Consider the following 25,227-nt stretch of genomic DNA (forward strand, 5'->3'; position numbering starts at 1 on the left):
CTTCAAATGCGCATAGTCGAAAAAGCCTATACTTTCGACGACGTTTTATTGGTACCGGCCCATTCTACCGTCTTACCTCGCGACGTCTCTCTAAAAACCCCTTTGACCCGCAATATTTCTTTAAATATCCCGCTCGTGTCTGCTGCTATGGACACTGTCACTGAAGCCAAATTGGCCATTGCCATCGCCCAAGAAGGCGGCATCGGCATCATGCACAAAAACATGACCATCGAACGCCAAGCTCGTGCTGTAGCCAAAGTGAAGCGTCATGAAAGTGGTATTGTCAAAGAGCCTGTGACCATTGCACCAAATTTATTGGTTCGCGATTTGATTGATTTGATTCGCAAACACAAAATTTCTGGCTTGCCAGTGATAGAAGACGGCAAAGTCGTTGGTTTGGTAACCAATCGTGACTTGCGTTTTGAAAAACGTTTGGATCAAACCGTGGCTTCTATCATGACGCCTAAAGAACGTTTGGTCACTGTGCCTGAAGGCAGTTCAATCGAAGAAGCTCGTGAAATCATGCACGAACACAAAGTAGAACGTGTGTTGGTGATTAACGATGCTTGGGAATTGAAAGGCTTAATCACAGTTAAAGACATCTTGAAAACCTCAACCTTCCCAAGTGCCAATAAAGATGCCAATGGCAGCTTGCGTGTCGGTGCTGCTGTCGGTGTGGGTGCGGAAACTGACGAACGTGTAGCGGCTTTAGTGGCAGCAGGCGTGGATGTGATTGTCGTGGATACGGCTCACGGCCACAGCCAAGGTGTGATTGACCGCGTGCGCTGGGTCAAAGAAACCTACCCTCAAGTAGATGTGATTGGTGGCAACATCGCCACTGCCAAAGCCGCTTTGGATTTGGTTGCAGCAGGCGCAGACGGCGTGAAAGTCGGTATCGGCCCTGGTTCTATTTGTACCACGCGTATTGTTGCAGGTGTGGGCGTACCTCAATTGACGGCCATTCACAATGTTTCAGAAGCTTTAAAAGACACTGGCGTACCTTTGATTGCTGACGGTGGTATTCGTTTTTCAGGCGATGTGTCTAAAGCATTGGCAGCAGGTGCTTCTGCGGTGATGCTTGGCGGCATGTTTGCAGGTACCGATGAAGCTCCTGGTGAAATCGAATTGTACCAAGGTCGTTCGTACAAATCTTACCGTGGTATGGGTTCTTTGGGTGCGATGAGCCAAGGTTCTTCTGATCGTTACTTCCAAGACACGGTGTCTAGCAGCGACAAATACGTTCCTGAAGGCATTGAAGGCCGCGTGCCTTACAAAGGCCCTATCGTGAACATCATTCACCAATTGGTAGGCGGTTTGCGCTCTAGCATGGGTTATTTGGGTTGCGAATCCATCAAAGCAATGCACGAACGTGCAGAATTTGTGGAAATCACAGCAGCAGGTATGAGTGAGTCGCACGTACATGATGTGCAAATCACCAAAGAAGCACCAAACTACCACGCACGTTAATATGAACGAACCATTCGGTCTGTTTATATGAATCAAGCGTCCTGTAAATATTTACAGGACGCTTTTTTAATCAGCATAAAAAAATAAGGCCTATATCAGACCTTATTTAGAGATTGAACGATTTTACATTGTCTTGTTTTTTTGACGCTTGCGCCACCAATGACTCAACAACAACACCGCGCCAATGCCCAATAAAACGAAAATCACCATCTGAAATTGATGTACTTTTGCCATCAGCCAATCGCGGTTTTCAGCGCCAAACTCGCCCAAATATACCCAAATTGGTACCGATATCAAAGCTGCAAAACCATCCATCAGCAAAAATCGCGTATATGAAACTTTGCCACTGATGCCTGCAGAAATAAAAATCGGTGTGCGCAAGCCTGGTAAGAATCGCGCCACAAACAACACCCAATTGCCATATTTTTCAAATTTCTCTTGCACCTGAAGATAGCGCTCAGGCGTCATAATGCGAGCAATCAAACGAAAGCGCAAAATGCGTGTGCCAAAGACTTTTCCAGCTGTGAACATCAAACCATCACCCACCAACACACCTACCAAACCCACGACTACCATCCAGTGTACATTGGCATGGCCTAAGCCAGCCATAACACCACCAGCAACCAAGGTAATGTCTTCTGGAATCGGCACACCAAAACCACAAGCGACCAAGACGCCAAATACGGCGATATAACCATACTCAGCAAAAAAACTTTCTAATAAATCAATCAAACTCATAATGATTCAACTTCACGACACGACAGCTTGACGAATCGCTTCGGCAATTTGTTGTGCGCTTTGTTCGGCCAATAACGCATCTTGCGCCTCAACCATGACCCGCACAACAGGCTCAGTACCTGAAGCACGTAAAACCACACGTCCATTTTCACCCAAGCGCGCTTCTACTTCTGCCAAAACAGGCTGCGCTGCAGGCTCCCATACCGCACCTTTTTCAATGCGAACATTGATCATGGTTTGTGGATAAGCATCCCAATCGCTCAATACTTCAGCCAATTCACTATCCAAACTGCGCAAAGCTGCAAACACTTGCAAAGCTGAAATAATACCATCACCTGTATTGTGTTTATCCATGCACAATACATGACCAGAAGCCTCACCACCCACTTGCCAACCACGTTGGTACAATTGTTCTAGCACATAGCGATCACCCACTTTGGCACGGCAAAACTCAATCCCGCGTTGTTTCAATGCCAACTCCATCGCCAAATTGGTCATGACTGTGCCAACCACGCCGCCCACCAAAGTGTGATTTTGTGCACGGGCTTTGGCAATCACATAAATCAAGCTGTCACCATCGAATACACGTCCATGACGATCGACCATCATCAAACGATCACCATCACCATCTAAGGCAATGCCAAAATCAGCCTGATGTGCCACTACGGCCGCTTCTAAGGCCTTGGTATGCGTGGCACCCACTTCATCATTGATATTAAAACCATTAGGTTCGCAACCAATCGTGATCACTTGTGCACCCAACTCATGAAACACTTTTGGTGCCACATGATAGCCCGCACCATTGGCACAATCGACCACAATTTTTAAACCATGTAAGTCATATTCATTAGGAAAAGTCGATTTACAAAACTCGATATAACGATCATCTGCACCAGAAATACGCTTAGCCCTACCTAAATCCATCGATTCCATCGTATTCATAGGCTGGTCTAATACAGCTTCAATTGCCAATTCCATTTCATCATTGAGTTTGACGCCGCCTTTGGCAAAAAATTTAATACCATTATCATAGAAAGCATTGTGAGATGCAGAAATCATCACACCCGCATCCACACGCATAGCACGAGTCAAATAAGCGATACCTGGAGTTGGCAAGGGACCAGTCAAACGCACATCCACACCAGCGGCAGTGAAACCAGCTTGCAAAGCCGCTTCTAACATATAGCCTGAAATACGAGTGTCTTTACCAATCAAAACCATTGGGCGGTGACCATGTTCACGTTCCACCAATATTTTGCCTGCTGCATAGCCCAATTTCAATACAAATTCAGGGGTAATAGGATCTTTACCAACCAAACCACGCACACCATCTGTACCAAAATATTTCCTTGCCATCCATTAATCCATTATTTTTTAATTATTGAAGACAGTCATTGTAAATCCATAATGACCTCATGGACAGTAAAAATTCCACAGAAAAATTCAAATGCCCAACTTCTGCCAAACTTTTACTGCTTGAACCGTTTCTTTAACATCATGTACCCTCACAATATGTGCACCTCGTGCAATCGATGCCACAGCAGCCATGACCGAAGCCACCATACGCTCAGCAGGAATTTCTTCACCAATGATTTGCCCCAACATGGTTTTGCGTGAAATGCCAATCAAAACAGGGTAAGAAATGGCTTTAATCCAAGCATTTAAGTCATGCATCAGCGCAATATTGTGTTCTAAAGTCTTGCCAAAACCAAAACCAGGATCTAACAACAAACGTTCCGCACCGATACCGTCCTGTAAACATGTTGCTACACGTTCTTGTAAATATTTGAAGACTTCTGCACTGACGTCACTATAATGCGGATTGCTTTGCATGGTTTGCGGAATGCCTTGCATGTGCATCAAACACACGCCTATTTTCGGATATTGTGCCAACAATGCTACCGCGCCTTCATCACTCAAAGCCGCTACATCATTGATAGCATCGACACAACCTTGCTGCAAAGCTTTTTGCATCACCCAAGTACGGCGACTGTCTAAAGTAATGGGTACATTCCATTGATACAAAGCTTCCAAAACGGGCTCAACCCGTGCCCATTCATCCTCAGGCGAAACAGGATCACTGCCTGGGCGAGTCGACTCACCGCCAATATCCAAAATATCCGCACCATCATCCAAGAGTTTTTGAGCATGTGCCAAAACTTGCTCTAAACTAGATGAATAACGACCGCCATCAGAAAAAGAATCTGGTGTCACATTCACAATACCCATTACTTTAGGTTCAGACAAATCCAACTCAAAACGACCACATTGCCAATACATGTTTTACCCTCATCCAAAAATCAAAAACGGCAGCTTTAATAAGCTGCCGTTGTTATATCAGAACCGATTACTGTGGTCGAGATGGATTTTGTGTATCGTCTTTTTTAGACTCAACATCGTCAGAAGTAACAGTCGTTTCTGGTGTGGCTTCTACATCAGCAGCTTTCGCTGCGTCTGCATCGTCTTTCACCAAACTAACTGCCTCTACCTCTACTACCTCTTCTGTGATTTCAGGCTCATCAGTACGCAAATTATGACTGTAATCTTTAGGAGGACTAGGCTGTTTGTCTGCCATGATTTCCTTCACTTGGTCTGCATCAATGGTTTCCCACTGCATCAAAGCGTTGGTCATCACTTCCATTTTATTGCGATTTTCATCAATCAACTTATAAGCCAATGCATATTGTTCATCCAAAATGCGACGAACTTCTGCATCCACTTGCTGCTGCGTGTTTTCAGAAATGTTTTTGGTATTGGTTACAGAACGGCCCAAAAACACTTCGCCCTCATTCTCAGCATAAACCATCACACCCATTTTGTCCGACATACCATAACGGGTCACCATGTCACGAGCAATGCCCGTAGCACGTTCAAAGTCATTAGATGCGCCAGTAGACACTCGACCTAAGAAAATATCTTCAGCAATACGACCACCAAACAAAATGGCAATATTGTGTAACATTTGGTCTTTGTACATGCTGATGCGATCGCGCTCAGGCAATTGCCAAGTCAAACCCAAAGCACGGCCACGAGGTACGATGGTGACTTTGTGTACAGGGTCAGTGCCAGGTAACAAACTTGCAACCACAGCATGGCCTGACTCATGGTAAGCCGTTGCACGTTTTTCATCTTCGTGCATCACCATAGAGCGACGCTCAGGACCCATGTAGATTTTGTCTTTGGCATCTTCAAAATCACTTTGATCAACTTTGGTTTTATTACGGCGGCCTGCAAACAAAGCAGCCTCATTAACCAAGTTAGCCAAATCTGCACCCGAAAAACCCGGTGTACCACGAGCCAATTCAGACAATTGTACCGAACTGTCCAAAGGTACTTTTTTAGCATGAACTTTTAAAATTTGCTCGCGACCACGAATATCAGGCAAAGGTACAACCACTTGACGGTCAAAGCGGCCTGGACGTTGTAACGCAGGATCCAAAACATCAGGACGGTTGGTAGCAGCAATCACAATCACAGTTTGATTGCTTTCAAAGCCATCCATTTCAACCAATAATTGGTTCAATGTTTGCTCGCGCTCATCGTTACCACCGCCTAAACCAGCACCACGTTGGCGACCCACCGCATCAATCTCATCGATAAAGATAATGCTCGGTGAATTTTTCTTCGCTTGCTCAAACATATCGCGCACACGAGAAGCACCCACACCGACAAACATTTCTACGAAATCAGAACCGGAAATACTGTAAAACGGCACTTTTGCTTCACCAGCAATGGCTTTAGCCAATAAGGTTTTACCTGTACCTGGAGAACCTGCTAACAACACGCCACGTGGTACACGACCACCTAAAGTTTGATAACGAGTCGGTGCTTTCAGATAATCCACAATTTCTTGCACTTCTTCTTTGGCTTCATCACAACCTGCCACATCCGCAAATGTAATGGCATTGGTGTCTTTGTCCAATAATTTGGCACGAGACTTACCAAACGAAAACGCACCGCCTTTTCCACCGCCACCAGCTTGTTGACGCATGAAGTAAAACCAAACACCTAGCAGTAACAAAATTGGCAACAAGCTTAAGAAGATGCCACCTAAAACACTAGGGCGCTCTTCTGGAGTCACTTTCACGCGCACATCGCTTTGCAGCAATTTTGGTACTAATTGATCATCCAACGGTGCATTGGTCGTAAAAGTTGTCTTGTCTTTACGCTCACCCGAGATTTCATAACCACGTGCAATCGAACCTTCGATGTGCACATTCTCAATTTTCCCCGCTTCCACTTCTTGCATGAAAAGCGAATACTCAACTTGTTGTTTGGTTTCTTTGGACCCTTGCAATGCGTTGAAAGCCAAAATGACCACCATCAACAAAACAAGCCAAACCAAAAGATTCTTAACCGTATTACCCACTAAATGAGGCTCCCATTAAAATACAAGAGATATGAACGAATTTGCATTGTAAAACACTCACCCTAGCTTGTCAGTGCAAATCTTTCGCCAATAAATAAATTTCATTAGACCTATCGCGAGAAGCTTTTGGCTTGCGAATGAGCACTTGCCCAAACGAGGCTCGCAATAAACTGACATACTCTTGATAACCAGCACCTTGAAACACTTTGATTAAAAAATGTCCACCGGGTTTCAAATGTTCGATGGCAAATTCATAGGCCAACTCACACAAATAAAAACTGCGTGCTTGGTCTGTGACTGAATTACCAGTCATATTTGGGGCAATATCTGAAATCACAAGGTCTAATTTTTGACCTTGTAAGGTTTCGACCAATTGTTGCAGGACGGTTTCTTCACGAAAATCTCCTTGTATGAATTCTACGCCCTCAATTGGTTCCATAGGCAAAATATCCAAAGCAAATATACGACCTTTATCGCCAATCATTTGTGCCGCCACTTGCGACCAGCTACCGGGCGCACTACCCAAATCCGCCAATAACGTATCTTTTTGAATTAATTTATATTTTTCATTAATTTCCAGCAATTTAAATGCTGCACGCGCACGATAACCGTGTTTTTGCGCCAATTTTACATAAGGGTCATGAACATGTTCATTGAGCCAAGCCCCTGAAGATTTTGTGCGTTTAGGCATAAAGATAATCCATTATTTTGATGAGTTTTTTCATCCAAATTCTAGTACAATACATGTTTTCTAGGAAAGCTGCAGATGTCTAAAAAAACTTTAAGCAGTGTCGAAAAAGCGGCACTTAAACAACAAGCACACACTTTACAACCCGTGGTTATGATAGGCCAAAACGGTTTGACCGAATCGGTGGTTAAAGAAGTCGATGCCAATTTGTTAGCACATGAATTAATCAAAGTACGTATTTTGGGCGATGATCGCGATGATCGCAAACTGTGGTCTGTACAATTGTGTGAACAAACAGGCGCTGAATTGGTGCAAAGCATTGGTAAGATTTTGGTGTTATACCGTCAAAACGAACAATAAGTTCTTTTGAATTCAAAGCGTCCTGTAAATATTTTTACAGGACGCTTTTTTAATTGGAATCAATAACGACTTTTAACTTGTAAACGCTGCCATGTTAAAACCATCAATAAAATACTGATAAGCAAATACAGTGATGATGAAATGCCATGCCACATACCGAAACTACCGCCAACCCAATTCAATAACCAATGACTTTGCTGTTGTTTAATGGCCACGATAACAGGTGTCACCACAAACTGGCTCATGATTAACAAACCCAATAAAGCTTTAGCCAAACGGTTAGATCCATTTTGTTGGCGCAAATACACACACCACCACAAACTGACCACCAAGCCCAGATACATCACGCAATCAAACAAATCTCCTGCAATATTGCCAACCACTTGTTTATCGAGCAAACCATCATTTGCATAAGCAAATAAAAAAGGTGCCACCACATAACCTACCATCAAGTGTGCGCCAAACCAAAGCGCATGCAATAAAGTGAAAACCGTTTTCATAAATGCGTTACCTTGGTTATCAAGTCAAAATTTCATCGATATTGAAAGATTAAATATATTGCACAGTCACAATTTCATATTCACGCACGCCACCTGGTGCTTGCACTTCCGCTACATCGCCTTCGTACTTACCAATCAAAGCACGAGCAATCGGCGAAGACACCGATACTTTACCTTGTTTAATGTCGGCTTCATCATCGCCCACAATTTGGTAAGTCATCTGGTCTTCAGTATCGCAATCTTCAATGGTCACAGTCGCTGCAAAAACGATTTTGCCATCGGCATCCAACTCTTTGGGATCGACAATGTGCGCATAAGACAATTTGCCTTCTAAATCAGCAATACGGCCTTCGATAAAGCCTTGACGCTCTTTGGCAGCATCGTATTCTGCATTCTCAGACAAATCGCCGTGGGAACGGGCTTCCGCAATCGCCTCAATGACCGATGGACGCTCCACCGATTTCAAGTGCTGCAACTCATCTTTTAATAATTGGGCACCACGAACGGTCAATGGTACTTTTTGCATGACTGTCTCCTACATTCAACGTCATTTAGGCAACAAAAATACAAGCCGCCGAATAAACGGCGGCTTGTTTCGAAATATTTAGAGTCTATTGTAACAAACTAAAAAAAAATAGCAATCACTACCAAACTTTAAAATATTAGAACGGAATATCATCATTCAAATCGTCCACCTCAACTTTAGGCGGCTGATTCATAGAACGACTTGGCGCAGCAGGTACTTCTTGACGCACAGGTGCAGCTGGACTACCTGCATTAGACGCATATTGATTGCCACTGCCATAAGAACCTGAATGACTAGCACCACTGTATTGGCTGCTATTGTCTTCATAAGGTGCACCCATACCATCATCGTAAGAAGACGATGATGCATCAGAGCGACCACCTAACATTTTCATTTCTGAGCCTACGATTTCATAAGCTGTGCGCTCAATGCCATCTTTACCCATGTATTTACGGCTTTGAATTTTACCTTCGATGTAAACTTGGCTGCCTTTTTTCAAATATTGGCCTGCAATTTCTGCCAATTTGCGATACAAAGTCACATTGTGCCACTCCGTACGCTCTTGTTTTTGACCATCGCGGCCTTTCCAAGACTCGCTGGTGGCCACACCAAAATTGGTCACTGCCTCACCATTGGTCATGTAACGCACTTCAGGATCTTTTCCCAAGCGGCCCACTAAAATCACTTTATTTACAGACATCACGTCCTCCTACAAACTATTAAAATTTTAATCTGGCGACAGTATAAACAGTCACCGTCACAGCGTCACGCTTGACGTACTTGTGGTGCTTGTCCCGTATAGGCAATCGCCCACCACGCCAACATCAACACTGTGGCAAAAATGAACACACCACTCAAACCCATTTGGCTCAATAACAAACCGCCGACCAAACCGCCGACAAAAATACCCAATGATTGCGCCGTGCTGTAAAAACCCATCGCTGCACCACGCTGCTCAGGTGGCGCAAATTTAGCGACCATAGATGGCAAAATGGCTTCTAAAACATTGAATGCAATGGCGTACAATACCAAAGCTGTCATCAAGACGATTGTCCCGACGCTTTGCCATGCCAAAACACCTTGCGCCACAATCATCATGCCAATGGCCAATAACAAAGTGGGTTTTAATTGGCGTTTTTTCTCACCAAACATGATAATGGGCACCATCAAAAACATGCCAAACAAGACCATTGGTGCATACACTTTCCATTGCTCTTCTTGCGCCCAACCCATTTGCAACAATAAAAATGGCAAACAAATGAACAAGGACATTTGTCCTGCATGCAAAGCAAAAATACCAAAATTCAAGCGCCACAATTGCGGCTGCAAACCAATTTGCAAAGCAGGCAAACGATTGCGTACAGTCACTTGTTCTGGGTCTGGCACAAAACGGTGTACCGCATACATCGCAGCGAGCATCGCCACACCCGTCAATACAAACAAACCCTCAACACCAATCAGCCCCGATAGTAACGGTGCAGCCACCAAACTTCCTGCAAAAGTCAAGCCGATACTCATGCCAACCATCGCCATTGCGCGAGTACGCACTTGCTCACGAATCAAATCCGCCATCATTGCCGTAATCACCGCACTGATGGCACCTGCGCCCTGTAAAGCCCGCGCCAACATCAAGACCCACAGTGTTTCAGCGATTGCCGCCAAAAAACTGCCCACCACAAAAATCAACATGCCTATGTAAATGGTTTTTTTACGCCCAATTTTGTCTGACAACATGCCAAAGGGCAGTTGCAAACATGCTTGGGTCAAGCCATAAGCACCCATAATCCAACCAATCCACATAGACTGGTCAGAACCTGCCAAGGCCGCAGCATGCAAAGCCAAAACTGGCAAAACCAAAAACAATCCCAACATGCGCAGCGCATACACGCCCGACAATACGCCACTGGTGCGCCACTCTTGCGGGGTCAATTGGTTGTCAGAACGAACTTCTTTGTGCTTCAAATCACAAGACTCCGTGATACGTCCAGTGGCGGTTTAAGGCCGCATAAACTTTATTAGGATAAGTCATTCGCCCCAAACTGCCGTTATAGCGAGCCAAAGCACGCATGACATCGCCTTTTTCTCGATCGATGTAATAACGCAAAATGGTACAGCCATAACGCAAATTGGTACGAATATCGAATAAATTGTGTTGCTGTGTGCCGATGTGACGCGCCCAAAAAGGCATCACTTGCATCAAACCTCGAGCACCCACACCGCTAATAGCATAACGCCTAAACATCGATTCTACTTCAATCAAACCCAAAACCAATTGCACATCTAGACCTGCACGTTTGGCTTCGTATTGCACATTGATTAAAATGGTTTCACGCTCACGCGCATCAGCAATGAATTTAGACAAACGTGCCGACATTTCCGCCAACCATGCCTGTCCTGCTTGTCGTGTCGAAAACACCAATCGCGCAGGGCTCACATTGTTTACTGAGCGGCGCATGGTCGAAGCGACATTGTCAGCCAGCTGCTCCTCCCGCTGTGACGCCCACACACCAGTGGGCGCAACTAACAAAGCTGCAGTACCCAGCAATAAATGTCTTCTGCGTCGATTGATGCTCATCACACGTCCATCAATCGGCAAAGCCTGCAAACGACCAAGTCAAAGACTCGCCCGCACGCATCGGAATCAAGCGGCCTGTAACATAATCCACATATTCAGGTACGGCTTGCGGGCGTTTTTCCAATACAATGCGGCGGCTGTTTTCAGGCAAGCCATAAAAACGTGCACCGTTTTGAGAAGCAAACGCTTCCAATTTGTCCAAAGCATTCACGCTTTCAAACGCTTCGGCATACAATTCCATTGCCGTCAAAGCACTGAACACGCCCGCACAACCGCAAGCGCACTCTTTGGTGCCTTGCTCGTGTGGCGCACTGTCGGTACCTAAGAAAAATTTGTGTGATTTGTCACCAGAAACCGCTGCCAACAAAGCTTCTTGATGGCTACGACGTTTTAAAATTGGCAAGCAATACAAATGCGGACGCACGCCACCGACCAACATATCATTGCGATTGTGCAATAAATGTTGTGGTGTCACCGTTGCGACCAAATTTTCACCTGACTCTTGCACCAATTTGGCAGCTTCTGCGGTGGTGATGTGTTCAAACACAATTTTTAAAGTCGGCACTTTGGCCATAATCGGCAACAACACTTCATCAATGAACACCGCTTCACGGTCAAAAATATCCACATCACTGTGCGTCACTTCGCCATGCACCAACAGTAATACGCCCTCTTGCGCCATCGCTTCCAACACAGGCAACAATGCAAACAAATCGGTCACGCCCGAGTCGGAATTGGTGGTCGCGCCCGCAGGATACAATTTGAACGCCACAATGCCCGCCGCTTTGGCTTCTTTAACCGTTGCCACATCGGTTTTGTCGGTCAAATACAAACTCATCAAAGGCGTAAAATCCAAACCTTGTGGTACGGCTGCCAAAATTTCATCACGGTAAGCCAAAGCTTGCGCCACTTGGGTGACAGGTGGTTTCAAGTTGGGCATCACCAAAGCGCGCGCCATTTGACGGGCTGTGTGTGGCACCACGGCTTTTAAAGCATCACCATTTCTAAAATGCACGTGAAAATCATCTGGCTGTAACAAGGTCAGACGTTCGGTCATGATCAATCCTTTGAATGAAATACGAGGGTGTTTCTGAAGTTACAGGCCGCTTCAAGCGTCCTGTAAACCACATTGAAGATTATTTGTGACGCAATACCAAAGTAAAACTACCATCGGCCAAAGCCTCAGATGACAACAACACATGACCTGTATGACGACAAAAAGCCGCAAAATCTTCTTGTACACTCGCATCGGTGGCATACACGGTTAATTCATCCCCACTTTGCAAATTCGCCAACGCTTTTTTAGCCCTAAGCATCGGCATGGGGCATTTCAAACCTTTCACATCTAATTGTGCTTGAGTCATGTTGATTCCATCTTAATGCAAAACGATAAAATTATAACATTGTTAAGGAAGCGAACACAGGCTACATTTGCAAGCAGTTGCGCTACAATACCGTTTTCATCTTGTTACGAAGGAATTGTCAATGCGCACTCGTCTGAGCTGTTTGTCTTTATGCGCTCTCGCTTTCATCAGCACCCAAGCCATAGCTGACAACAAACGGAGCTTCAGTCAAAACATTGAAGAACCAGACTACGCTTTCCAAGAACAAGAAGTGTCTTTGCCTGAATACCCAACTGAAAATGGCGATTGGATAGAGCTATACGTTCACCCTACTTTCAAAAACAAACCCAAATTGCTGCGCTCTAGCGTCAAAGTCTTGAGCAATGCTTCTGTTTCTTATGTTTTAAACAATCAATCTGCCAACGGCATCGACAATATCAGCTTTGAAAATTTGCGTTGCAGCACCCAATCTTTTCGTTCTGAATACAATAATGGCGTGCGCCAAATCGCTTTTGCCGACACCTATAACAAGCGTTGGTTAGAAAGCCGCAATGCACAATGGCGTGATGTGGGCAGCAATCTAAACACCAACACACCAGTACAAGAAATGCTCAGCCGTGTGTTCTGTGATGGCGGTCTGCCACGCAACGACAAAGAAATTGATGCCCGTTTGACCAAAATCGGCACTTACCACCCGTCTCAAAACCGTGGTGCCCACGAATACGATTAAGTAGCCTGAAACCCAATCATGACTGAATTATTATGGATGTGCCTGTTTGCCTTTTTAGCAGGTATGATGGATGCCGCTGTCGGTGGCGGCGGTTTGGTACAAATCCCCGCTTTGTTTGGCTTACTGCCTGCCAACACACCTATTGCCACAGTAATGGGCACCAATAAATTTGCGTCAATGTGTGGCACTTTAACCGCAGGTTGGCAATATGTGCGCAAAATCAACGTGCCTTGGAAAATGTTATTGCCCGCAGCTGCATTGGCATTTATCACATCCTATTTCGGCTCCATGTTGGTGTCACACATTCCCGTGCATTGGTTCAAGCCATTTATTTTGTTGATTTTGGTGGTCATGGCCATTTACACCTTTTGCAAAAAAGATTTTGGTCAAAAAGAACGCCAATTGAGCTTAAGCCAAAAAGAATGGTTAATCGGTTTGGCGTGTGGCGCTTTGATTGGTTTTTATGATGGCGTGATTGGCCCGGGCACAGGCAGTTTTTTAACCTTCATGTTCATTCGCCTGTTTGCGTTTGATTTTTTGACCGCAGTCGCTTCTTCTAAAATCATTAACATCACGACTAATTTGGCTGCTCTGAGCTTTTTCATCCCCAATGATTATATTTTATGGGCATGGGCAATTCCATTAGCGGCCTGTAATTTAAGCGGTGGCTTCATTGGCACTCAAATCGCTTTGCGTGGTGGTTCAGGCTTTTTGCGCTATGGTTTTATGCTGCTATTGGTCATTTTAATCGCCAAATTTGCTTATGATTTGCTGCCTTTATGGCAAACATGGTGATTTTTAGAGCATTGCATCTGATTGCTTGGTTGGGTGAGCCAGCTTACTCATGTTAGAGTCATTTTATAAATCACCAAGGAGTCAGACTGCATGAACCCACAAACCGTCAGCATTGCACTGCCCAACGGGCAAAATCTCAGTGGCACTTTATTTCATCGCGCCGATATAAGATTCAATCAAGCAATTGTGATTTGTAGCGGTACAGGCTTCTTGCAAACCTATTACGCCGCTTTTGCCACTTGGTTGGCAGCACAAGGCTATACGGTTCTGACTTTTGATTACGATGGCATTGGCCCATCCTTGCAAGGCGACCTGAAACATTGCTCCGTGGGCTTACAAGATTGGGGCACACGCGACATTCCTGCCGCTGTGGATTTTTTATTGGCACACACAGGTTTACCACAAGCTTTATTAATCGGTCACAGCGCAGGCAGTCAAATGTTAGGCGTCATGCCCAATCATGCCAAAATAGCCAAAGTGATTGCCATTGCCGGTTCAACAGGACACCTTGCCAATATGCGCCCTGAATTTGCCCGCAAAGCCAATTTTCTGTTCACGGTTTACATGCCGCTGTCGAATTTGGTATTTGGTTACGCCAAACTCAAAGCCATCAAATGGGGCGAAGATTTGCCACGCCATGTCGCTCGGCAGTGGGCGCAGTGGTGTAAAAACGGGCATTATGTCCGAACTGCCATTGACCGTGGTGACATTGAACACGATTTTCATACGCAAATCACCCAACCGATTACCGTGATTCATGCCGAAGACGATGACATTGCCAACGCAGCCAATGTGGCAGAATTTCTCAGCACTTTCCCCAACGCCATCAAAACCACCCGTTGCTTGAATCCACAAACATATGGCTTTAAGCACATCGGACACAACCACATTTTGCGCCCTAGCCACCAAAAACTCTGGGACATCGTGTTACAAGAAATTCAATTGCTGTAAAACGCTTTGCCAAGCGTCCTGTAAACCTTTCAGGACGCTTGATTGGCCTTCCAAGTTTGAATAATGTGTTGATTGTGATGATTCGAACCACCATAACTGACCAAGATGACATCCAAACTCATGCCAGAAACGCGTTGAGCCGCTTTCAATATCGCCGCATCAATCCACTCATCAGGATTGCCAAATGCACCACCGCCCAAACGGGTTAAATACAATTTTCGACTCGAACTATTGGCGGCGATGATGAAAGTGGCTTCATACGCCGCTTCCAAAACCAAGCGTGCAAAAGTTTCCCAACTCGTCACATCTCGCCCCAATGGCGAATAAGCCATAGGCAAAGCTGAAGCATATACTTGCGTGACCACATGTTCACAATGTGGCAAAGTCACTTGTGTATCTTGCTGCACACCCACTTTCACCAAAGAGCGATACTCTGCAAGATGGTGATGCAATTGTGTGGCAATGCGCTCTAAAGCCTGTGCGCTTTGAGGCAAAACATAGCCATTTTGGGTGTGCCAAAGTTCGTCATTTTCATTACCAAGCGCACGACCTAAATCTGCCAAAGTATCGATTTGATGGTGTTCGCTTTGCCCCATTTGCACGCCAACAGGCACAAAATAATGGCGATAAATCAACCCTGCCGCACAAGCCATCGCACAAGCAGGACCCTGCGTACGGTCGTTTTGATAACGTATGACACCATCTTCTGGCGTTTGATTGGGCGAAATCATTTCCAATAAATTGGTTTGCGATGCCACTTGAAACACCGCACCTGCATTAGCAGAATCCGCATGCAATGCTTGCACATCGGCCACCACTTCAGAAAACACAATCTGCCCGCCATCTTTTTGATAAGTCAAGCTGCCCAAATTGGGCATATTCAAGTGTCCTGCCTGCAACGAAATTTGCGCATGGCTTTTGCCATACAAATACCCATCTTCATATCTCAAACCATTCCAAACAGCCGCATGGCTGTCTGAATGTAAACCTGTTAATTGCGTAAACCAGTTCATATTATGGGCTTTCAAATATATGAAGAAACAGCGTAACACATTAAAAAAGCGTCCTGTAAGTTACAGGACGCTTGAATATATCAATTGGTTATTTGCCAAAATTCAACAAATCATGTTCTAGCAAACGTTGGCTCTTCACCACCGCATCCAACTGTTTCATGGAAGACAACAATTCTTTCATGTACGCCATCGGCACAGCATTAGGACCATCGCTTTTGGCTTCGCATGGATTTGGGTGTGTTTCCATGAACACACCTGACACGCCTGCCGCAATCGCTGCGCGCGCCAACACAGGTACAAATTCACGACGACCACCTGAAGCATTGCCCAAACCACCCGGCATTTGCACCGAATGCGTCGCATCAAACACCACAGGACATTGCGTGTCACGCATAATCATCAAACTGCGCATGTCAGAAACCAAATTGTGATAACCGAAACTTGCGCCACGCTCACACACCATAAAGTCCGCAGGCAAGCCTTTTTCAGCCGCCGCCGCACGCGCTTTGTCAATCACATTGCCCATGTCTTCAGGTGCCATGAATTGACCTTTTTTGATGTTCACAGGCTTGCCCGATTGCGCCACCGCACGAATGAAGTCGGTTTGGCGCGCCAAAAATGCAGGCGTTTGCAACACATCTACCACGCTAGCGACTTCTGGCACTTCCGCTTCGGTATGCACATCAGTTAACACCGATACACCAATTTGACGTTTGACTTCGTCCAAAATGCGCAAGCCTTCAGCCATGCCCAAACCACGAAACGATGTACCGCTAGAACGATTGGCTTTGTCAAAACTGGATTTGTAAATAAATGGAATGCCCAATTCATCGGTGATTTCTTTCAAATAGCCTGCTGTGTCCAAAGCCATTTGTTCGCTTTCAATCACGCAAGGACCCGCAATCAAGAAAAATGGTTGGTCCAAGCCCACATCAAAACCGCATAATTTCATGTCTTTATCCTTATCAAGGCGTCCTGTAAAACAAAACTGCCAATAGTCTATCTATTGGCAGTGAGTGTAACAGCTTAAAATTTATTTATCAGCTATCGTTTTGCTTTTTAACGCAGCTTTAACAAATGCGCTGAACAATGGATGACCATTACGTGGGGTTGACGTGAATTCAGGATGGAATTGCGCCGCAAAGAACCAAGGATGCTCTTCTTGTGGCAATTCGATGGTTTCCACCAAATGCTCATGGCCACTAGAATAACCTGCAACCACCAAGCCAGCTTCTTCCAATTTAGGAACATACTTGCCATTGACTTCATAACGATGGCGATGGCGTTCTTTGATTTCGGTCGCACCGTAAATGCGTGCCGCCAAAGAGCCTTCTGTCAATTCGCAAGTTTGTGCACCCAAACGCATGGTGCCACCCAAATCGGTGTTTTCATCGCGTTTTTCAACTTGACCGTCTTCATTCACCCATTCTTCAACCAAAGCCACCACAGGATATGGAGACTTCAAATCAAATTCGGTGGAATTCGCACCAGCCATGCCAGCGACATTGCGAGCGTATTCAATCAAAGCGATTTGCATACCCAAGCAAATACCCAAATAAGGGACTTTGTTGGTACGAGCATATTCTACCGCTTTGATTTTGCCTTCGACACCACGCAAACCAAAACCACCTGGCACCAAAATCGCATCCATGCTTTCTAATGCTGCGGTACCATCTTTTTCGATTTGTTCGCTGTCAAAATACGTGATTTGTACATTGGTTTCGGTGTGAATGCCCGCGTGTTTCAAAGCTTCTGACAAAGATTTGTAAGATTCAATCAAATCCACATATTTACCAACCATACCGATTTTAACGGTGTGTTTTGGATTTTCAATGGCATGGACAATTTTCTTCCAAGTGGTCAAATCGGCTTCAGCAACGTTCAATTGCAATTGCTCGCAAATGATCTTATCGATGCCTTGGTTGTGCAACACTTCAGGAATTTTGTAAATACTGTCTTTGTCAGGGCAACTGATCACCGCACGCTCTTCGACGTTACAGAACAACGCAATCTTGCGTTTTTCGTCTTCTGGCAACATGTCTTTCAAACGGCACACCAAAATGTCTGGTTGCAAACCAATAGAACGCATTTCTTTAACAGAGTGTTGCGTTGGCTTGGTTTTGATTTCGCCTGCCGCTTCAATGAATGGCACATAAGACAAATGCACGAACAAGGTATTAGCACGACCCAATTGGCTGCGCATTTGGCGAATCGATTCCAAAAATGGCAAAGATTCAATGTCACCAACGGTACCGCCAATTTCAACAATCGCCACTTGGTTGTCGGCTGCGCCAACGTGCACTTTGCGTTTGATTTCGTCGGTAATGTGAGGAATCACTTGTACTGTGCCGCCCAAATAATCACCACGACGCTCTTTTGCCAATACTTCTTCATACACTTGGCCAGTAGTGAAATTATTAGACTTGCGCATGGTAGAACTGATGAAACGCTCATAGTGACCCAAATCCAAGTCGGTTTCAGCACCGTCCTCGGTCACAAACACTTCACCGTGTTGAAGCGGGCTCATCGTACCCGGGTCTACGTTAATGTAAGGATCTAATTTGAGCATGGTGACTTTTAAACCACGCGCTTCAAGAATGGCAGCAATTGACGCTGCAGCAATGCCTTTACCCAAAGAAGAAACGACACCGCCGGTCACAAAGATAAACTTGGTCATGACGAAACACACAGAATGGAATTGCAAATTATAGCATGATTTAAGGTAACAATTAAACCACTAGCGTGCATCAATTTGTGTCAAGTTCACACATTAACTATCTGCACCATCTACCCTCCAATCATTTACAGGACGCTTTTAAAATACATCCGCGCAAGCCACCATCAAAACGCCACCATCACGCCCAAATAACCAACCATGCCGCTATCACCACCAAAACCAAGCCCCAATGGTCTGCTTTGGCCAATTTTTCTTTGAAGAAAAATACCGAAATGAGCAAACTGAACACGATTTCAATTTGCCCTAAAGTTTTGACTATCGGCACTGATTGCATGCTCATGGCACTGAACCATCCAAGCGATGCCATAAAACTGCACACACTGACTTTCAATGTCAAACCCAAACGTTGCCACATTGCCACCAAAGTATGGCGACGCCACAAACCCAAATACAGCAACATCAATACACATTGAAAACCAATCACCGATACCAACACCCAAGCAGCACGGTGTAAATAAGGCAATTGGTTCAATTCCAAACTGGCCTCACGCACCAACAAAGACGTGATGGCAAAACTTAAACCACTGCCCAAACCAATCCACAAAGTAGACCAAGACAAGGCTTCACCACGCTTGCCTTTACTCAGCAAGAATACCGCCACACCACCGATAGCCACACCCACCCAAGCCAAGATGCTCAAAGCATCCTGTAAAAACACCACCGCCACTATCGCAGCCAAAATCGCTTCGCTTTTCGCCAATCCGACACCAATGGCATAGTTTTTTTGCTTGAACAATTGCACCATCAAAACAGTCGCCACAATTTGGCTCAGCCCGCCCATGACAATATAAATCCAATACAAATTGGTAAACTCAGTCACGACATTGACAGGGCGCATGTGGTACAAGCACCACACATACACCACCGCCAAAGGCAAACCAAAAATAAACCGTGCCAACGTCACGCCATACACATCGACCGTACTGCTCAATTGCTTTTGAAACGCATTGCGCCATGCTTGCATGAACGCCGCCATCAAGGTCAATCCTACCCACGCTGAAAGCATTTTCACCCCGTCTTTTTTTATTTATATCAATATGAAATCCATCACCAAACGCATTGTGTGCCCAAATGTAAAAATTTGAACAGCATTTTTAGCTTCATCAAAAAAATGATGCCAATACATAAAAACAACAATGCTTTGAAATTTTGATTCATAGGATGAAATTCTACTGTGATTGTCGCTACAATCAGCGCCACAACCCACTTTAAAGCTTGTTATCCTATGTTGCCTCGCTCTCAAATCAAAGCCGAATTTTTTCTAGTGTTTGCAACATTAGGGTGGGGCATCAATTATCCCTTGATGAAAATGGGCTTGCAGCTTGAACAAGGCACTTGGTTTTTGTTCATGCGCTTTTTGTTGAGTTTTTTATTGTTATCACCGCTGTTATGGCTTCATCGCCAATACATCAATCGCCATAGTTTCAAAGCAGGCTTGATTTGCGGCTTAATTTTCATTCCTTGTGTGCAATTGATGAACTGGGGCTTACACCACACCACCGCATCCAATGCAGGTTTTATTTTTGCCTTGTTTATTTTGTGGGTGCCCATTACCAATGCCTTGTTTTTCAAAACCCCCATCAGCAATCCCATCAAAGTCAGCATGGCATTGGGCATTGTCGGTTTGGCCATCATTGCGCAAGTTCACAAACTGCATTTGAACATGGGCGATTTGGCCATTTTGATTTGTTCTTTGGGCTACACGTTTTACATTTTGGCCTTAGATCGTTACAGCACGCCCAAAGAAAGTACCGTCATTACCGTGATTCAATTATTGGTTTTGAGCATCGGTTGCATGGCCATTTATGGCGTCACCAAACCCGAAATACACCACATCAATTGGTCATGGCAATTGATAGGCATTTTGGTTTTGTCGACTTTATTGCCATCTACTTTTGCCACATGGGCGCAAACCCGTTACCAACCAGACACCACACCTGAACGCGCCACTTTGATTTTCAATTTAGAGCCTGTTTTCGCCACTATTTTTGCCGTTTGGTGGCTGCATGAAGCCTTGACCATCAATATGTTAATTGGTGGCAGCTTGATTTTAGCCGCCATGGTTTGGCCCAATCTTGCCGAATATTTTCACCACCATAAATTCAAGAAAAATCAGCCTTTAAGCTAAGACCATCCCGCCAAAAAAATGGGCAATTTTTCTATTTTTAAAATGGTTTGGTTTGGGATTAACAGATAAAACCATACCAAAGCGCCAACATAGCCGAATACAAAACCGCAGCCTCATATGAAACAGAATCCCCATATAAAGACCGAAATTGCAGCAAGACCAACATTAAATAAGTAAAATCAACAAATGAACTTGAATAATCAGCCGTTTTTATGATATAAATCTCGTTTCTACTAATTCGGTAATTTGGAGTCTAACCATGGCACGAGTATGTGTAGTGACCGGCAAACGCCCTATGACGGGTAATAACGTGTCACATGCCAACAACAAAACCAAACGCCGCTTTTTACCTAACTTGCAATCACGTCGTTTTTGGGTTGAAAGCGAAAACCGTTGGGTACGCATCCGCGTTTCTAACGCTGCTTTGCGCACTATTGATAAATTAGGCATTGACGCTGTATTGGCTGATTTGCGTGCACGCGGCGAAGCGTAATTAAGGAACAAGCAAAATGCGCGATAAAATCAAATTGGAATCATCTGCGGGTACTGGTCATTTCTACACCACTACCAAAAACAAACGCAACATGCCTGGCAAAATGGAAATCAAAAAATTTGATCCAGTAGTACGCAAGCATGTGATTTACAAAGAAACCAAATTGAAATAATCTTTCGATACGGTTTTAGATAAAATTGCCTTTGTTTGTATAAAGGCTTTTTTATTGGATAAAAGCGTCCTGTAATTTTTACAGGACGCTTTTTTGCATCTGAATCTGGCTTCATCCAAGCCCAAGATTACACTTTCTTGCCCATCTTAATACCACGAATCTTGTAATACACCCACAAAACCACAATGGCAAAAATCACTGAAGCAATCCAACCAGCAGCTTCACCAGGTTGATACCAACCCACAGCACTGCCCACAAACGTTGCCACAAACGAGCCTGCAATGCCCAATAAGATGGTCCAAATCCAACCGATATTGTCATCCCCTGGATGCAAAGCCCGTGCCAACAAACCCACAATAAAACCCACTAAAATGGTAGAAATCATGATTCATCCTCCTGTGCTTCAACATATAACAGAGATGGGCAATGGTATTTGGTTCCACCATCACACCCATTCCACTATTCATTATGAATCACTTAACGGCAATAAAAAAGCGTCCTGTAAACTTTACAGGACGCTGATACCAGCTAATCTATCAATCGTGGTAAACAAACCGTGCACGTTTCACATTGCACAAAATTTCATAGCTGATGGTGCCTGCCACCGCTGCCACCGTATTGGCGCTGACATGCTCACCCCACAACTCCACTTCGCTGCCGATGCCTTGCGCATCATCATTCAAGTCCACCATCGTCATGTCCATAGACACACGACCAATGATGCGTGATGGCTTACCATCAATCATAACCGGGCTGTCATTGGATGCCAAACGTGGGTAGCCATCAGCATAACCGACCGCAATCAAACCCACACGCGTCATGCGCTCGGTTTTAAAGATAGAACCGTAACCAATCACTTCACCAATAGGCAACTCACGCACGCCAAAGACTTTGGTTTTGAGCGTCATGACTGGTTTTAAATTGGCATCAGGATAAGCCATCGGCGACAAACCATACAAAGCCAAACCCGCACGTCCCCAGTCGCGGTGTGAATCAGGATGTGCCAAAATACCCGCAGAATTGGCCATGCTCTCTTCGATTTTGTCATCTGTTACCACAGAATCGAATGCCGCAATTTGCTGCGCTGTCATCAATTGCTCAGGTTCGTCTGCACGAGCAAAATGGGTCATTTTGATGACTTTGGCTACTTGTGGTGCGGCCTGTAATTGAGCAAATGCCTTCACATAGTCTTGTGGGAAAAAACCTGCTCGGTGCATGCCACTGTCCATCTTCAGCCATACGGTCAACGGTTTTTTCGCTTCATACGCTAGCAAACCATCCAATTGATTTTGGTTTTGCACCACTGGCCACAAATCATGCTGCTCAATCAATTCGTATTCCGAAGCCTCAAACACGCCTTCTAACAAGACGATAGGCAACGTAATGCCTGCTGAGCGCAAGGTCAACGCCTCTTCAATTGCAGCAACGGCAAAACCATCTGCCAAATCACTCAAAGCCTTGGCACATTGCACCGCACCATGACCATAAGCATTGGCTTTGATGACAGCCAAAACTTTATTGCCGTGTAAACCTTTTAAATATTGGTAATTGTGGCGCAAATTCGCCAAATGAATGTGTGCTTCCAAAAAACGCATGATCGAATTCTCTTTCTTCAAAAACATTCAGGCCGCTTGTGTGTGACCTCAAGACGACCTGAATTTAAGCATTGTGTTGTGACAATATTACAATTGAATTGGTTTAGCCAATACTTTGCCGCCTTTGGCATAACGTTGCAAAGACAAATCGTGCGCATCGATTTCAGGACGCTTGCCTGAAAGCAAATCCGCCATCACTTTGCCAGAACCCAAACTCATCGTCCAACCCAAAGTGCCGTGACCGCAGTTAAATGCCAAATTATTGTAGCTAGAGCCACCAATAATCGGTGTACTGTCAGGCGTTACAGGACGCAAGCCCGACCAGAACGAAGCACGTGACACATCGCCACCATCTGGGAACAAATCGGTAACCGACATTTCCAAAGTTTGACGGCGTTTTTCACTCAATTTGGTGTAATAACCTGACAACTCCGCCATACCACCAACGCGAATGCGGTCATCAAAACGGGTAATAGCGATTTTGTAGGTTTCGTCCATCACGGTAGATACTGGTGCAGCTGAAGTATCGGTAATCGGCACAGTCAAAGAATAGCCTTTGATTGGGTAAATCGGCAAATCAATGCCCAAATTCAAGAACAAATCACGGCTGTAAGAACCCAAACAACACACATAATAGTCGCCTGTAAACGCAGTACTGTTTGCCCAAACTGCTTTCACTTCTTTGCCATCATGCTCAACACGGTCAATGCGGTGATCATAGAAAAATTCAACACCTGCTTCTTCACACATTTTAGCCAAACGATTGGTGAACATATAGCAATCACCCGTTTCGTCTTGTGGCAAACGCAAACCACCGGTTAATTTGTGTTGCACACGAGCCAAAGCAGGCTCAACAGCGGCACAAGCTTCTGGCGATAATTTTTCAAATGGAATGCCACACTCTGCCAAGACTTTCATGTCTTGTTCCACCACTTCCAATTGTTTTTGGTTGCGGAACACTTGCAAAGTGCCTTGTTGACGACCTTCGTATTCGATACCTGTCGTTTCACGCAAAGCTGCAAATTGTTGGCGACTGTAATCAGCAATGCGCAACATGCGCTCTTTGTTGACTTCATACACTTTCTCGCCACAGTTTTGCAACATCATCATCATCCATTTCAATTGGTATATAGATGCATCAGGACGCATTAACAATGGAGAATGTTCAGAAAACATCCATTTGATGGCTTTTTGAGGGATGCCAGGTGCTGCCCAAGGCGTAGAATATCCAAAAGAGATTTGACCTGCATTGGCAAAACTGGTGTCACATGCAGCATGACCGTGACGCTCAATCACCTGTACTTGATGGCCTGCTTGGCTCAAATACCATGCTGTCGCGGTACCAATCACGCCCGCACCTAAAATCACGATTTTCATAAATTCGTCCTTGATGAGATGTAATGCTGCATTGCAATCATTTTGCGCAGTTATTTTTCTAGTGTAATGCAGAATATATAGCTATTTTCACTAAAAATAATGATTTCTAATGTATATTAATGATTATTTTTAACTACAAATGTGGATTTTCACCATGAATACTTCAATTTCAGAATTAGACAAAATAGACACCAAAATCATTCACATCTTGCAACAAAATGCACGCATCAGTATCGCAGAACTTTCCGAAAAAGTAGGCTTATCTGCCACACCAGTCAAAGAACGCATGAAAAGACTACAAGAATCAGGTGTCATTACAGGATTTCATGCCAAAATTAATCCACACCTTATCGGACAAGGTTTATTGGTGTTTGTAGAAATCAAACTTAAAGACAAATCGGCAACTTTGTTTGCAGAATTCAAACGCGATGTGTTGCGTACACCACAAATCATGGAATGCCATTTGGTTTCAGGTGAGTATGATTATTTGATTAAAGTACGCATGACCGACATCGCCGCTTACCGTCAAATGTTGGGAGACATTCTGCTGCAATTGCCAGCTATTTTAGAAAGCCGCTCTTATATTGTGATGGAAGAAGTCAAAGAAACGCATTTACTGCCTATGTTATGACAACCAGACACCACTGCAATGCAACAATCTATTGCAACT

28 protein-coding genes are annotated in these 25,227 nt (G+C 44.7%); 9 read left to right on the plus strand and 19 right to left on the minus strand.

What is annotated here, in order from left to right; genetic code table 11:
• Positions 1-6: 6 nt before the first annotated feature.
• Positions 7-1,467: an IMP dehydrogenase gene (guaB, locus tag H150_RS0105450; protein ID WP_019958043.1), complete on the plus strand. Its 1,461-nt coding sequence runs from the start codon at positions 7-9 to the stop codon at positions 1,465-1,467.
• A 123-nt stretch (positions 1,468-1,590) separates the two neighbouring features.
• On the opposite strand, the gene H150_RS0105455 is transcribed toward guaB, so the two are convergent.
• The 5 genes from H150_RS0105455 to H150_RS0105475 all read right to left on the minus strand — a co-directional run bounded on the left by H150_RS0105455 (position 1,591) and on the right by H150_RS0105475 (position 7,265).
• Positions 1,591-2,205 (minus strand): DedA family protein, encoded by a 615-nt coding sequence (locus tag H150_RS0105455; RefSeq protein WP_019958044.1) that lies wholly within the window; start codon positions 2,203-2,205, stop codon positions 1,591-1,593.
• Positions 2,206-2,217: 12 nt separating this feature from the next.
• Positions 2,218-3,561: a phosphoglucosamine mutase gene (gene glmM / locus H150_RS0105460; protein WP_019958045.1), complete on the minus strand. Its 1,344-nt coding sequence runs from the start codon at positions 3,559-3,561 to the stop codon at positions 2,218-2,220.
• A gap of 87 nt (positions 3,562-3,648) precedes the next feature.
• On the minus strand, positions 3,649-4,485 hold the full coding sequence (gene folP / locus H150_RS0105465) for a dihydropteroate synthase (protein WP_019958046.1): 837 nt from the start codon (positions 4,483-4,485) through the stop codon (positions 3,649-3,651).
• Positions 4,486-4,552: 67 nt separating this feature from the next.
• Positions 4,553-6,574 (minus strand): ATP-dependent zinc metalloprotease FtsH, encoded by a 2,022-nt coding sequence (ftsH, locus tag H150_RS13820; RefSeq protein WP_051082998.1) that lies wholly within the window; start codon positions 6,572-6,574, stop codon positions 4,553-4,555.
• A 70-nt stretch (positions 6,575-6,644) separates the two neighbouring features.
• Positions 6,645-7,265 carry an RlmE family RNA methyltransferase gene (locus H150_RS0105475; RefSeq protein ID WP_019958048.1) on the minus strand — a complete coding sequence of 207 codons (621 nt, stop codon included), beginning with the start codon at positions 7,263-7,265 and terminating at the stop codon, positions 6,645-6,647.
• A 75-nt stretch (positions 7,266-7,340) separates the two neighbouring features.
• On the opposite strand from H150_RS0105475, the gene yhbY reads away from it, so the two are divergent.
• Positions 7,341-7,622 carry a ribosome assembly RNA-binding protein YhbY gene (yhbY, locus tag H150_RS0105480; protein WP_019958049.1) on the plus strand — a complete coding sequence of 94 codons (282 nt, stop codon included), beginning with the start codon at positions 7,341-7,343 and terminating at the stop codon, positions 7,620-7,622.
• A 59-nt stretch (positions 7,623-7,681) separates the two neighbouring features.
• Here yhbY and H150_RS0105485 read toward each other — a convergent pair whose 3' ends face one another.
• The 7 genes from H150_RS0105485 to H150_RS0105515 form a co-directional block, all read right to left on the minus strand.
• A complete protein-coding gene (locus H150_RS0105485) occupies positions 7,682-8,122 on the minus strand; it encodes a DUF4149 domain-containing protein (RefSeq protein WP_019958050.1) in 441 nt (146 codons plus the stop codon).
• 49 nt (positions 8,123-8,171) lie between these two features.
• Positions 8,172-8,648: a transcription elongation factor GreA gene (gene greA / locus H150_RS0105490; RefSeq protein ID WP_019958051.1), complete on the minus strand. Its 477-nt coding sequence runs from the start codon at positions 8,646-8,648 to the stop codon at positions 8,172-8,174.
• Between the two features lie 136 nt (positions 8,649-8,784).
• Positions 8,785-9,348 (minus strand): single-stranded DNA-binding protein, encoded by a 564-nt coding sequence (locus tag H150_RS0105495; RefSeq protein WP_019958052.1) that lies wholly within the window; start codon positions 9,346-9,348, stop codon positions 8,785-8,787.
• A gap of 65 nt (positions 9,349-9,413) precedes the next feature.
• Positions 9,414-10,610 (minus strand): MFS transporter, encoded by a 1,197-nt coding sequence (locus tag H150_RS0105500; RefSeq protein WP_019958053.1) that lies wholly within the window; start codon positions 10,608-10,610, stop codon positions 9,414-9,416.
• A gap of 1 nt (position 10,611) precedes the next feature.
• The gene (locus tag H150_RS0105505) at positions 10,612-11,223 is read right to left on the minus strand and encodes a lytic transglycosylase domain-containing protein (RefSeq protein WP_019958054.1); all 612 of its coding nucleotides are present in this window, start codon (positions 11,221-11,223) and stop codon (positions 10,612-10,614) included.
• A 10-nt stretch (positions 11,224-11,233) separates the two neighbouring features.
• Positions 11,234-12,280 (minus strand): dihydroorotase, encoded by a 1,047-nt coding sequence (gene pyrC / locus H150_RS0105510; RefSeq protein ID WP_019958055.1) that lies wholly within the window; start codon positions 12,278-12,280, stop codon positions 11,234-11,236.
• Positions 12,281-12,359: 79 nt separating this feature from the next.
• Positions 12,360-12,587: a sulfurtransferase TusA family protein gene (locus H150_RS0105515; protein ID WP_019958056.1), complete on the minus strand. Its 228-nt coding sequence runs from the start codon at positions 12,585-12,587 to the stop codon at positions 12,360-12,362.
• Positions 12,588-12,708: 121 nt separating this feature from the next.
• Here H150_RS0105515 and H150_RS0105520 point away from each other — a divergent pair, with 121 nt between their 5' ends.
• The 3 genes from H150_RS0105520 to H150_RS0105530 all read left to right on the plus strand — a co-directional run bounded on the left by H150_RS0105520 (position 12,709) and on the right by H150_RS0105530 (position 15,042).
• Positions 12,709-13,296 (plus strand): CNP1-like family protein, encoded by a 588-nt coding sequence (locus H150_RS0105520; RefSeq protein ID WP_019958057.1) that lies wholly within the window; start codon positions 12,709-12,711, stop codon positions 13,294-13,296.
• Between the two features lie 18 nt (positions 13,297-13,314).
• A complete protein-coding gene (locus H150_RS0105525) occupies positions 13,315-14,091 on the plus strand; it encodes a sulfite exporter TauE/SafE family protein (RefSeq protein WP_019958058.1) in 777 nt (258 codons plus the stop codon).
• A 90-nt stretch (positions 14,092-14,181) separates the two neighbouring features.
• Positions 14,182-15,042 (plus strand): alpha/beta hydrolase family protein, encoded by an 861-nt coding sequence (locus tag H150_RS0105530; RefSeq protein WP_019958059.1) that lies wholly within the window; start codon positions 14,182-14,184, stop codon positions 15,040-15,042.
• 29 nt (positions 15,043-15,071) lie between these two features.
• On the opposite strand, the gene H150_RS0105535 is transcribed toward H150_RS0105530, so the two are convergent.
• The 4 genes from H150_RS0105535 to H150_RS0105550 form a co-directional block, all read right to left on the minus strand.
• The gene (locus H150_RS0105535; RefSeq protein ID WP_019958060.1) at positions 15,072-16,055 is read right to left on the minus strand and encodes a hypothetical protein; all 984 of its coding nucleotides are present in this window, start codon (positions 16,053-16,055) and stop codon (positions 15,072-15,074) included.
• Between the two features lie 88 nt (positions 16,056-16,143).
• Positions 16,144-17,007 carry a 3-deoxy-8-phosphooctulonate synthase gene (kdsA, locus tag H150_RS0105540; RefSeq protein ID WP_019958061.1) on the minus strand — a complete coding sequence of 288 codons (864 nt, stop codon included), beginning with the start codon at positions 17,005-17,007 and terminating at the stop codon, positions 16,144-16,146.
• A gap of 81 nt (positions 17,008-17,088) precedes the next feature.
• Entirely contained in the window at positions 17,089-18,732 is a 1,644-nt protein-coding gene (locus H150_RS0105545; RefSeq protein ID WP_019958062.1) for a CTP synthase, read from the minus strand.
• A 178-nt stretch (positions 18,733-18,910) separates the two neighbouring features.
• Positions 18,911-19,798, minus strand: coding sequence for a DMT family transporter (locus H150_RS0105550; protein WP_026353502.1), 888 nt, complete (start codon positions 19,796-19,798; stop codon positions 18,911-18,913).
• Positions 19,799-20,017: 219 nt separating this feature from the next.
• On the opposite strand from H150_RS0105550, the gene H150_RS0105560 reads away from it, so the two are divergent.
• The 3 genes from H150_RS0105560 (at position 20,018) to rpmG (ending at position 21,585) form a co-directional block, all read left to right on the plus strand.
• Entirely contained in the window at positions 20,018-20,920 is a 903-nt protein-coding gene (locus H150_RS0105560) for a DMT family transporter (protein ID WP_026353503.1), read from the plus strand.
• Between the two features lie 259 nt (positions 20,921-21,179).
• Positions 21,180-21,413, plus strand: a complete 234-nt coding sequence (gene rpmB / locus H150_RS0105565; protein ID WP_019958066.1) for a 50S ribosomal protein L28 — start codon at positions 21,180-21,182, stop codon at positions 21,411-21,413.
• Between the two features lie 16 nt (positions 21,414-21,429).
• Positions 21,430-21,585 (plus strand): 50S ribosomal protein L33, encoded by a 156-nt coding sequence (gene rpmG, locus H150_RS0105570; protein ID WP_019958067.1) that lies wholly within the window; start codon positions 21,430-21,432, stop codon positions 21,583-21,585.
• A gap of 127 nt (positions 21,586-21,712) precedes the next feature.
• On the opposite strand, the gene H150_RS0105575 is transcribed toward rpmG, so the two are convergent.
• The 3 genes from H150_RS0105575 to H150_RS0105585 form a co-directional block, all read right to left on the minus strand.
• Positions 21,713-21,970 (minus strand): GlsB/YeaQ/YmgE family stress response membrane protein, encoded by a 258-nt coding sequence (locus H150_RS0105575; protein WP_019958068.1) that lies wholly within the window; start codon positions 21,968-21,970, stop codon positions 21,713-21,715.
• Between the two features lie 151 nt (positions 21,971-22,121).
• A complete protein-coding gene (gene alr, locus H150_RS0105580; protein WP_019958069.1) occupies positions 22,122-23,180 on the minus strand; it encodes an alanine racemase in 1,059 nt (352 codons plus the stop codon).
• 87 nt (positions 23,181-23,267) lie between these two features.
• Positions 23,268-24,557, minus strand: a complete 1,290-nt coding sequence (locus H150_RS0105585; protein WP_019958070.1) for a D-amino acid dehydrogenase — start codon at positions 24,555-24,557, stop codon at positions 23,268-23,270.
• Between the two features lie 166 nt (positions 24,558-24,723).
• On the opposite strand from H150_RS0105585, the gene H150_RS0105590 reads away from it, so the two are divergent.
• The gene (locus H150_RS0105590; RefSeq protein WP_155970448.1) at positions 24,724-25,188 is read left to right on the plus strand and encodes an Lrp/AsnC ligand binding domain-containing protein; all 465 of its coding nucleotides are present in this window, start codon (positions 24,724-24,726) and stop codon (positions 25,186-25,188) included.
• Positions 25,189-25,227: the final 39 nt, after the last annotated feature.

The sequence above is a fragment of the Vitreoscilla stercoraria DSM 513 genome (assembly GCF_000382305.1).
Classification (GTDB): domain Bacteria; phylum Pseudomonadota; class Gammaproteobacteria; order Burkholderiales; family Neisseriaceae; genus Vitreoscilla; species Vitreoscilla stercoraria.

Coding starts and splice junctions, on each gene's coding strand:
- guaB (WP_019958043.1), top strand. CDS start 7: ATGCGCATAGTCGAAAAAGCCTATACTTTCGACGACGTTTTATTGGTA.
- H150_RS0105455 (WP_019958044.1), bottom strand. CDS start 2,205: ATGAGTTTGATTGATTTATTAGAAAGTTTTTTTGCTGAGTATGGTTAT.
- glmM (WP_019958045.1), bottom strand. CDS start 3,561: ATGGCAAGGAAATATTTTGGTACAGATGGTGTGCGTGGTTTGGTTGGT.
- folP (WP_019958046.1), bottom strand. CDS start 4,485: ATGTATTGGCAATGTGGTCGTTTTGAGTTGGATTTGTCTGAACCTAAA.
- H150_RS0105475 (WP_019958048.1), bottom strand. CDS start 7,265: ATGCCTAAACGCACAAAATCTTCAGGGGCTTGGCTCAATGAACATGTT.
- yhbY (WP_019958049.1), top strand. CDS start 7,341: ATGTCTAAAAAAACTTTAAGCAGTGTCGAAAAAGCGGCACTTAAACAA.
- H150_RS0105485 (WP_019958050.1), bottom strand. CDS start 8,122: ATGAAAACGGTTTTCACTTTATTGCATGCGCTTTGGTTTGGCGCACAC.
- greA (WP_019958051.1), bottom strand. CDS start 8,648: ATGCAAAAAGTACCATTGACCGTTCGTGGTGCCCAATTATTAAAAGAT.
- H150_RS0105495 (WP_019958052.1), bottom strand. CDS start 9,348: ATGTCTGTAAATAAAGTGATTTTAGTGGGCCGCTTGGGAAAAGATCCT.
- H150_RS0105505 (WP_019958054.1), bottom strand. CDS start 11,223: ATGAGCATCAATCGACGCAGAAGACATTTATTGCTGGGTACTGCAGCT.
- pyrC (WP_019958055.1), bottom strand. CDS start 12,280: ATGACCGAACGTCTGACCTTGTTACAGCCAGATGATTTTCACGTGCAT.
- H150_RS0105515 (WP_019958056.1), bottom strand. CDS start 12,587: ATGACTCAAGCACAATTAGATGTGAAAGGTTTGAAATGCCCCATGCCG.
- H150_RS0105520 (WP_019958057.1), top strand. CDS start 12,709: ATGCGCACTCGTCTGAGCTGTTTGTCTTTATGCGCTCTCGCTTTCATC.
- H150_RS0105525 (WP_019958058.1), top strand. CDS start 13,315: ATGACTGAATTATTATGGATGTGCCTGTTTGCCTTTTTAGCAGGTATG.
- H150_RS0105530 (WP_019958059.1), top strand. CDS start 14,182: ATGAACCCACAAACCGTCAGCATTGCACTGCCCAACGGGCAAAATCTC.
- H150_RS0105535 (WP_019958060.1), bottom strand. CDS start 16,055: ATGAACTGGTTTACGCAATTAACAGGTTTACATTCAGACAGCCATGCG.
- kdsA (WP_019958061.1), bottom strand. CDS start 17,007: ATGAAATTATGCGGTTTTGATGTGGGCTTGGACCAACCATTTTTCTTG.
- H150_RS0105545 (WP_019958062.1), bottom strand. CDS start 18,732: ATGACCAAGTTTATCTTTGTGACCGGCGGTGTCGTTTCTTCTTTGGGT.
- H150_RS0105550 (WP_026353502.1), bottom strand. CDS start 19,798: ATGCTTTCAGCGTGGGTAGGATTGACCTTGATGGCGGCGTTCATGCAA.
- H150_RS0105560 (WP_026353503.1), top strand. CDS start 20,018: ATGTTGCCTCGCTCTCAAATCAAAGCCGAATTTTTTCTAGTGTTTGCA.
- rpmB (WP_019958066.1), top strand. CDS start 21,180: ATGGCACGAGTATGTGTAGTGACCGGCAAACGCCCTATGACGGGTAAT.
- rpmG (WP_019958067.1), top strand. CDS start 21,430: ATGCGCGATAAAATCAAATTGGAATCATCTGCGGGTACTGGTCATTTC.
- H150_RS0105575 (WP_019958068.1), bottom strand. CDS start 21,970: ATGATTTCTACCATTTTAGTGGGTTTTATTGTGGGTTTGTTGGCACGG.
- alr (WP_019958069.1), bottom strand. CDS start 23,180: ATGCGTTTTTTGGAAGCACACATTCATTTGGCGAATTTGCGCCACAAT.
- H150_RS0105585 (WP_019958070.1), bottom strand. CDS start 24,557: ATGAAAATCGTGATTTTAGGTGCGGGCGTGATTGGTACCGCGACAGCA.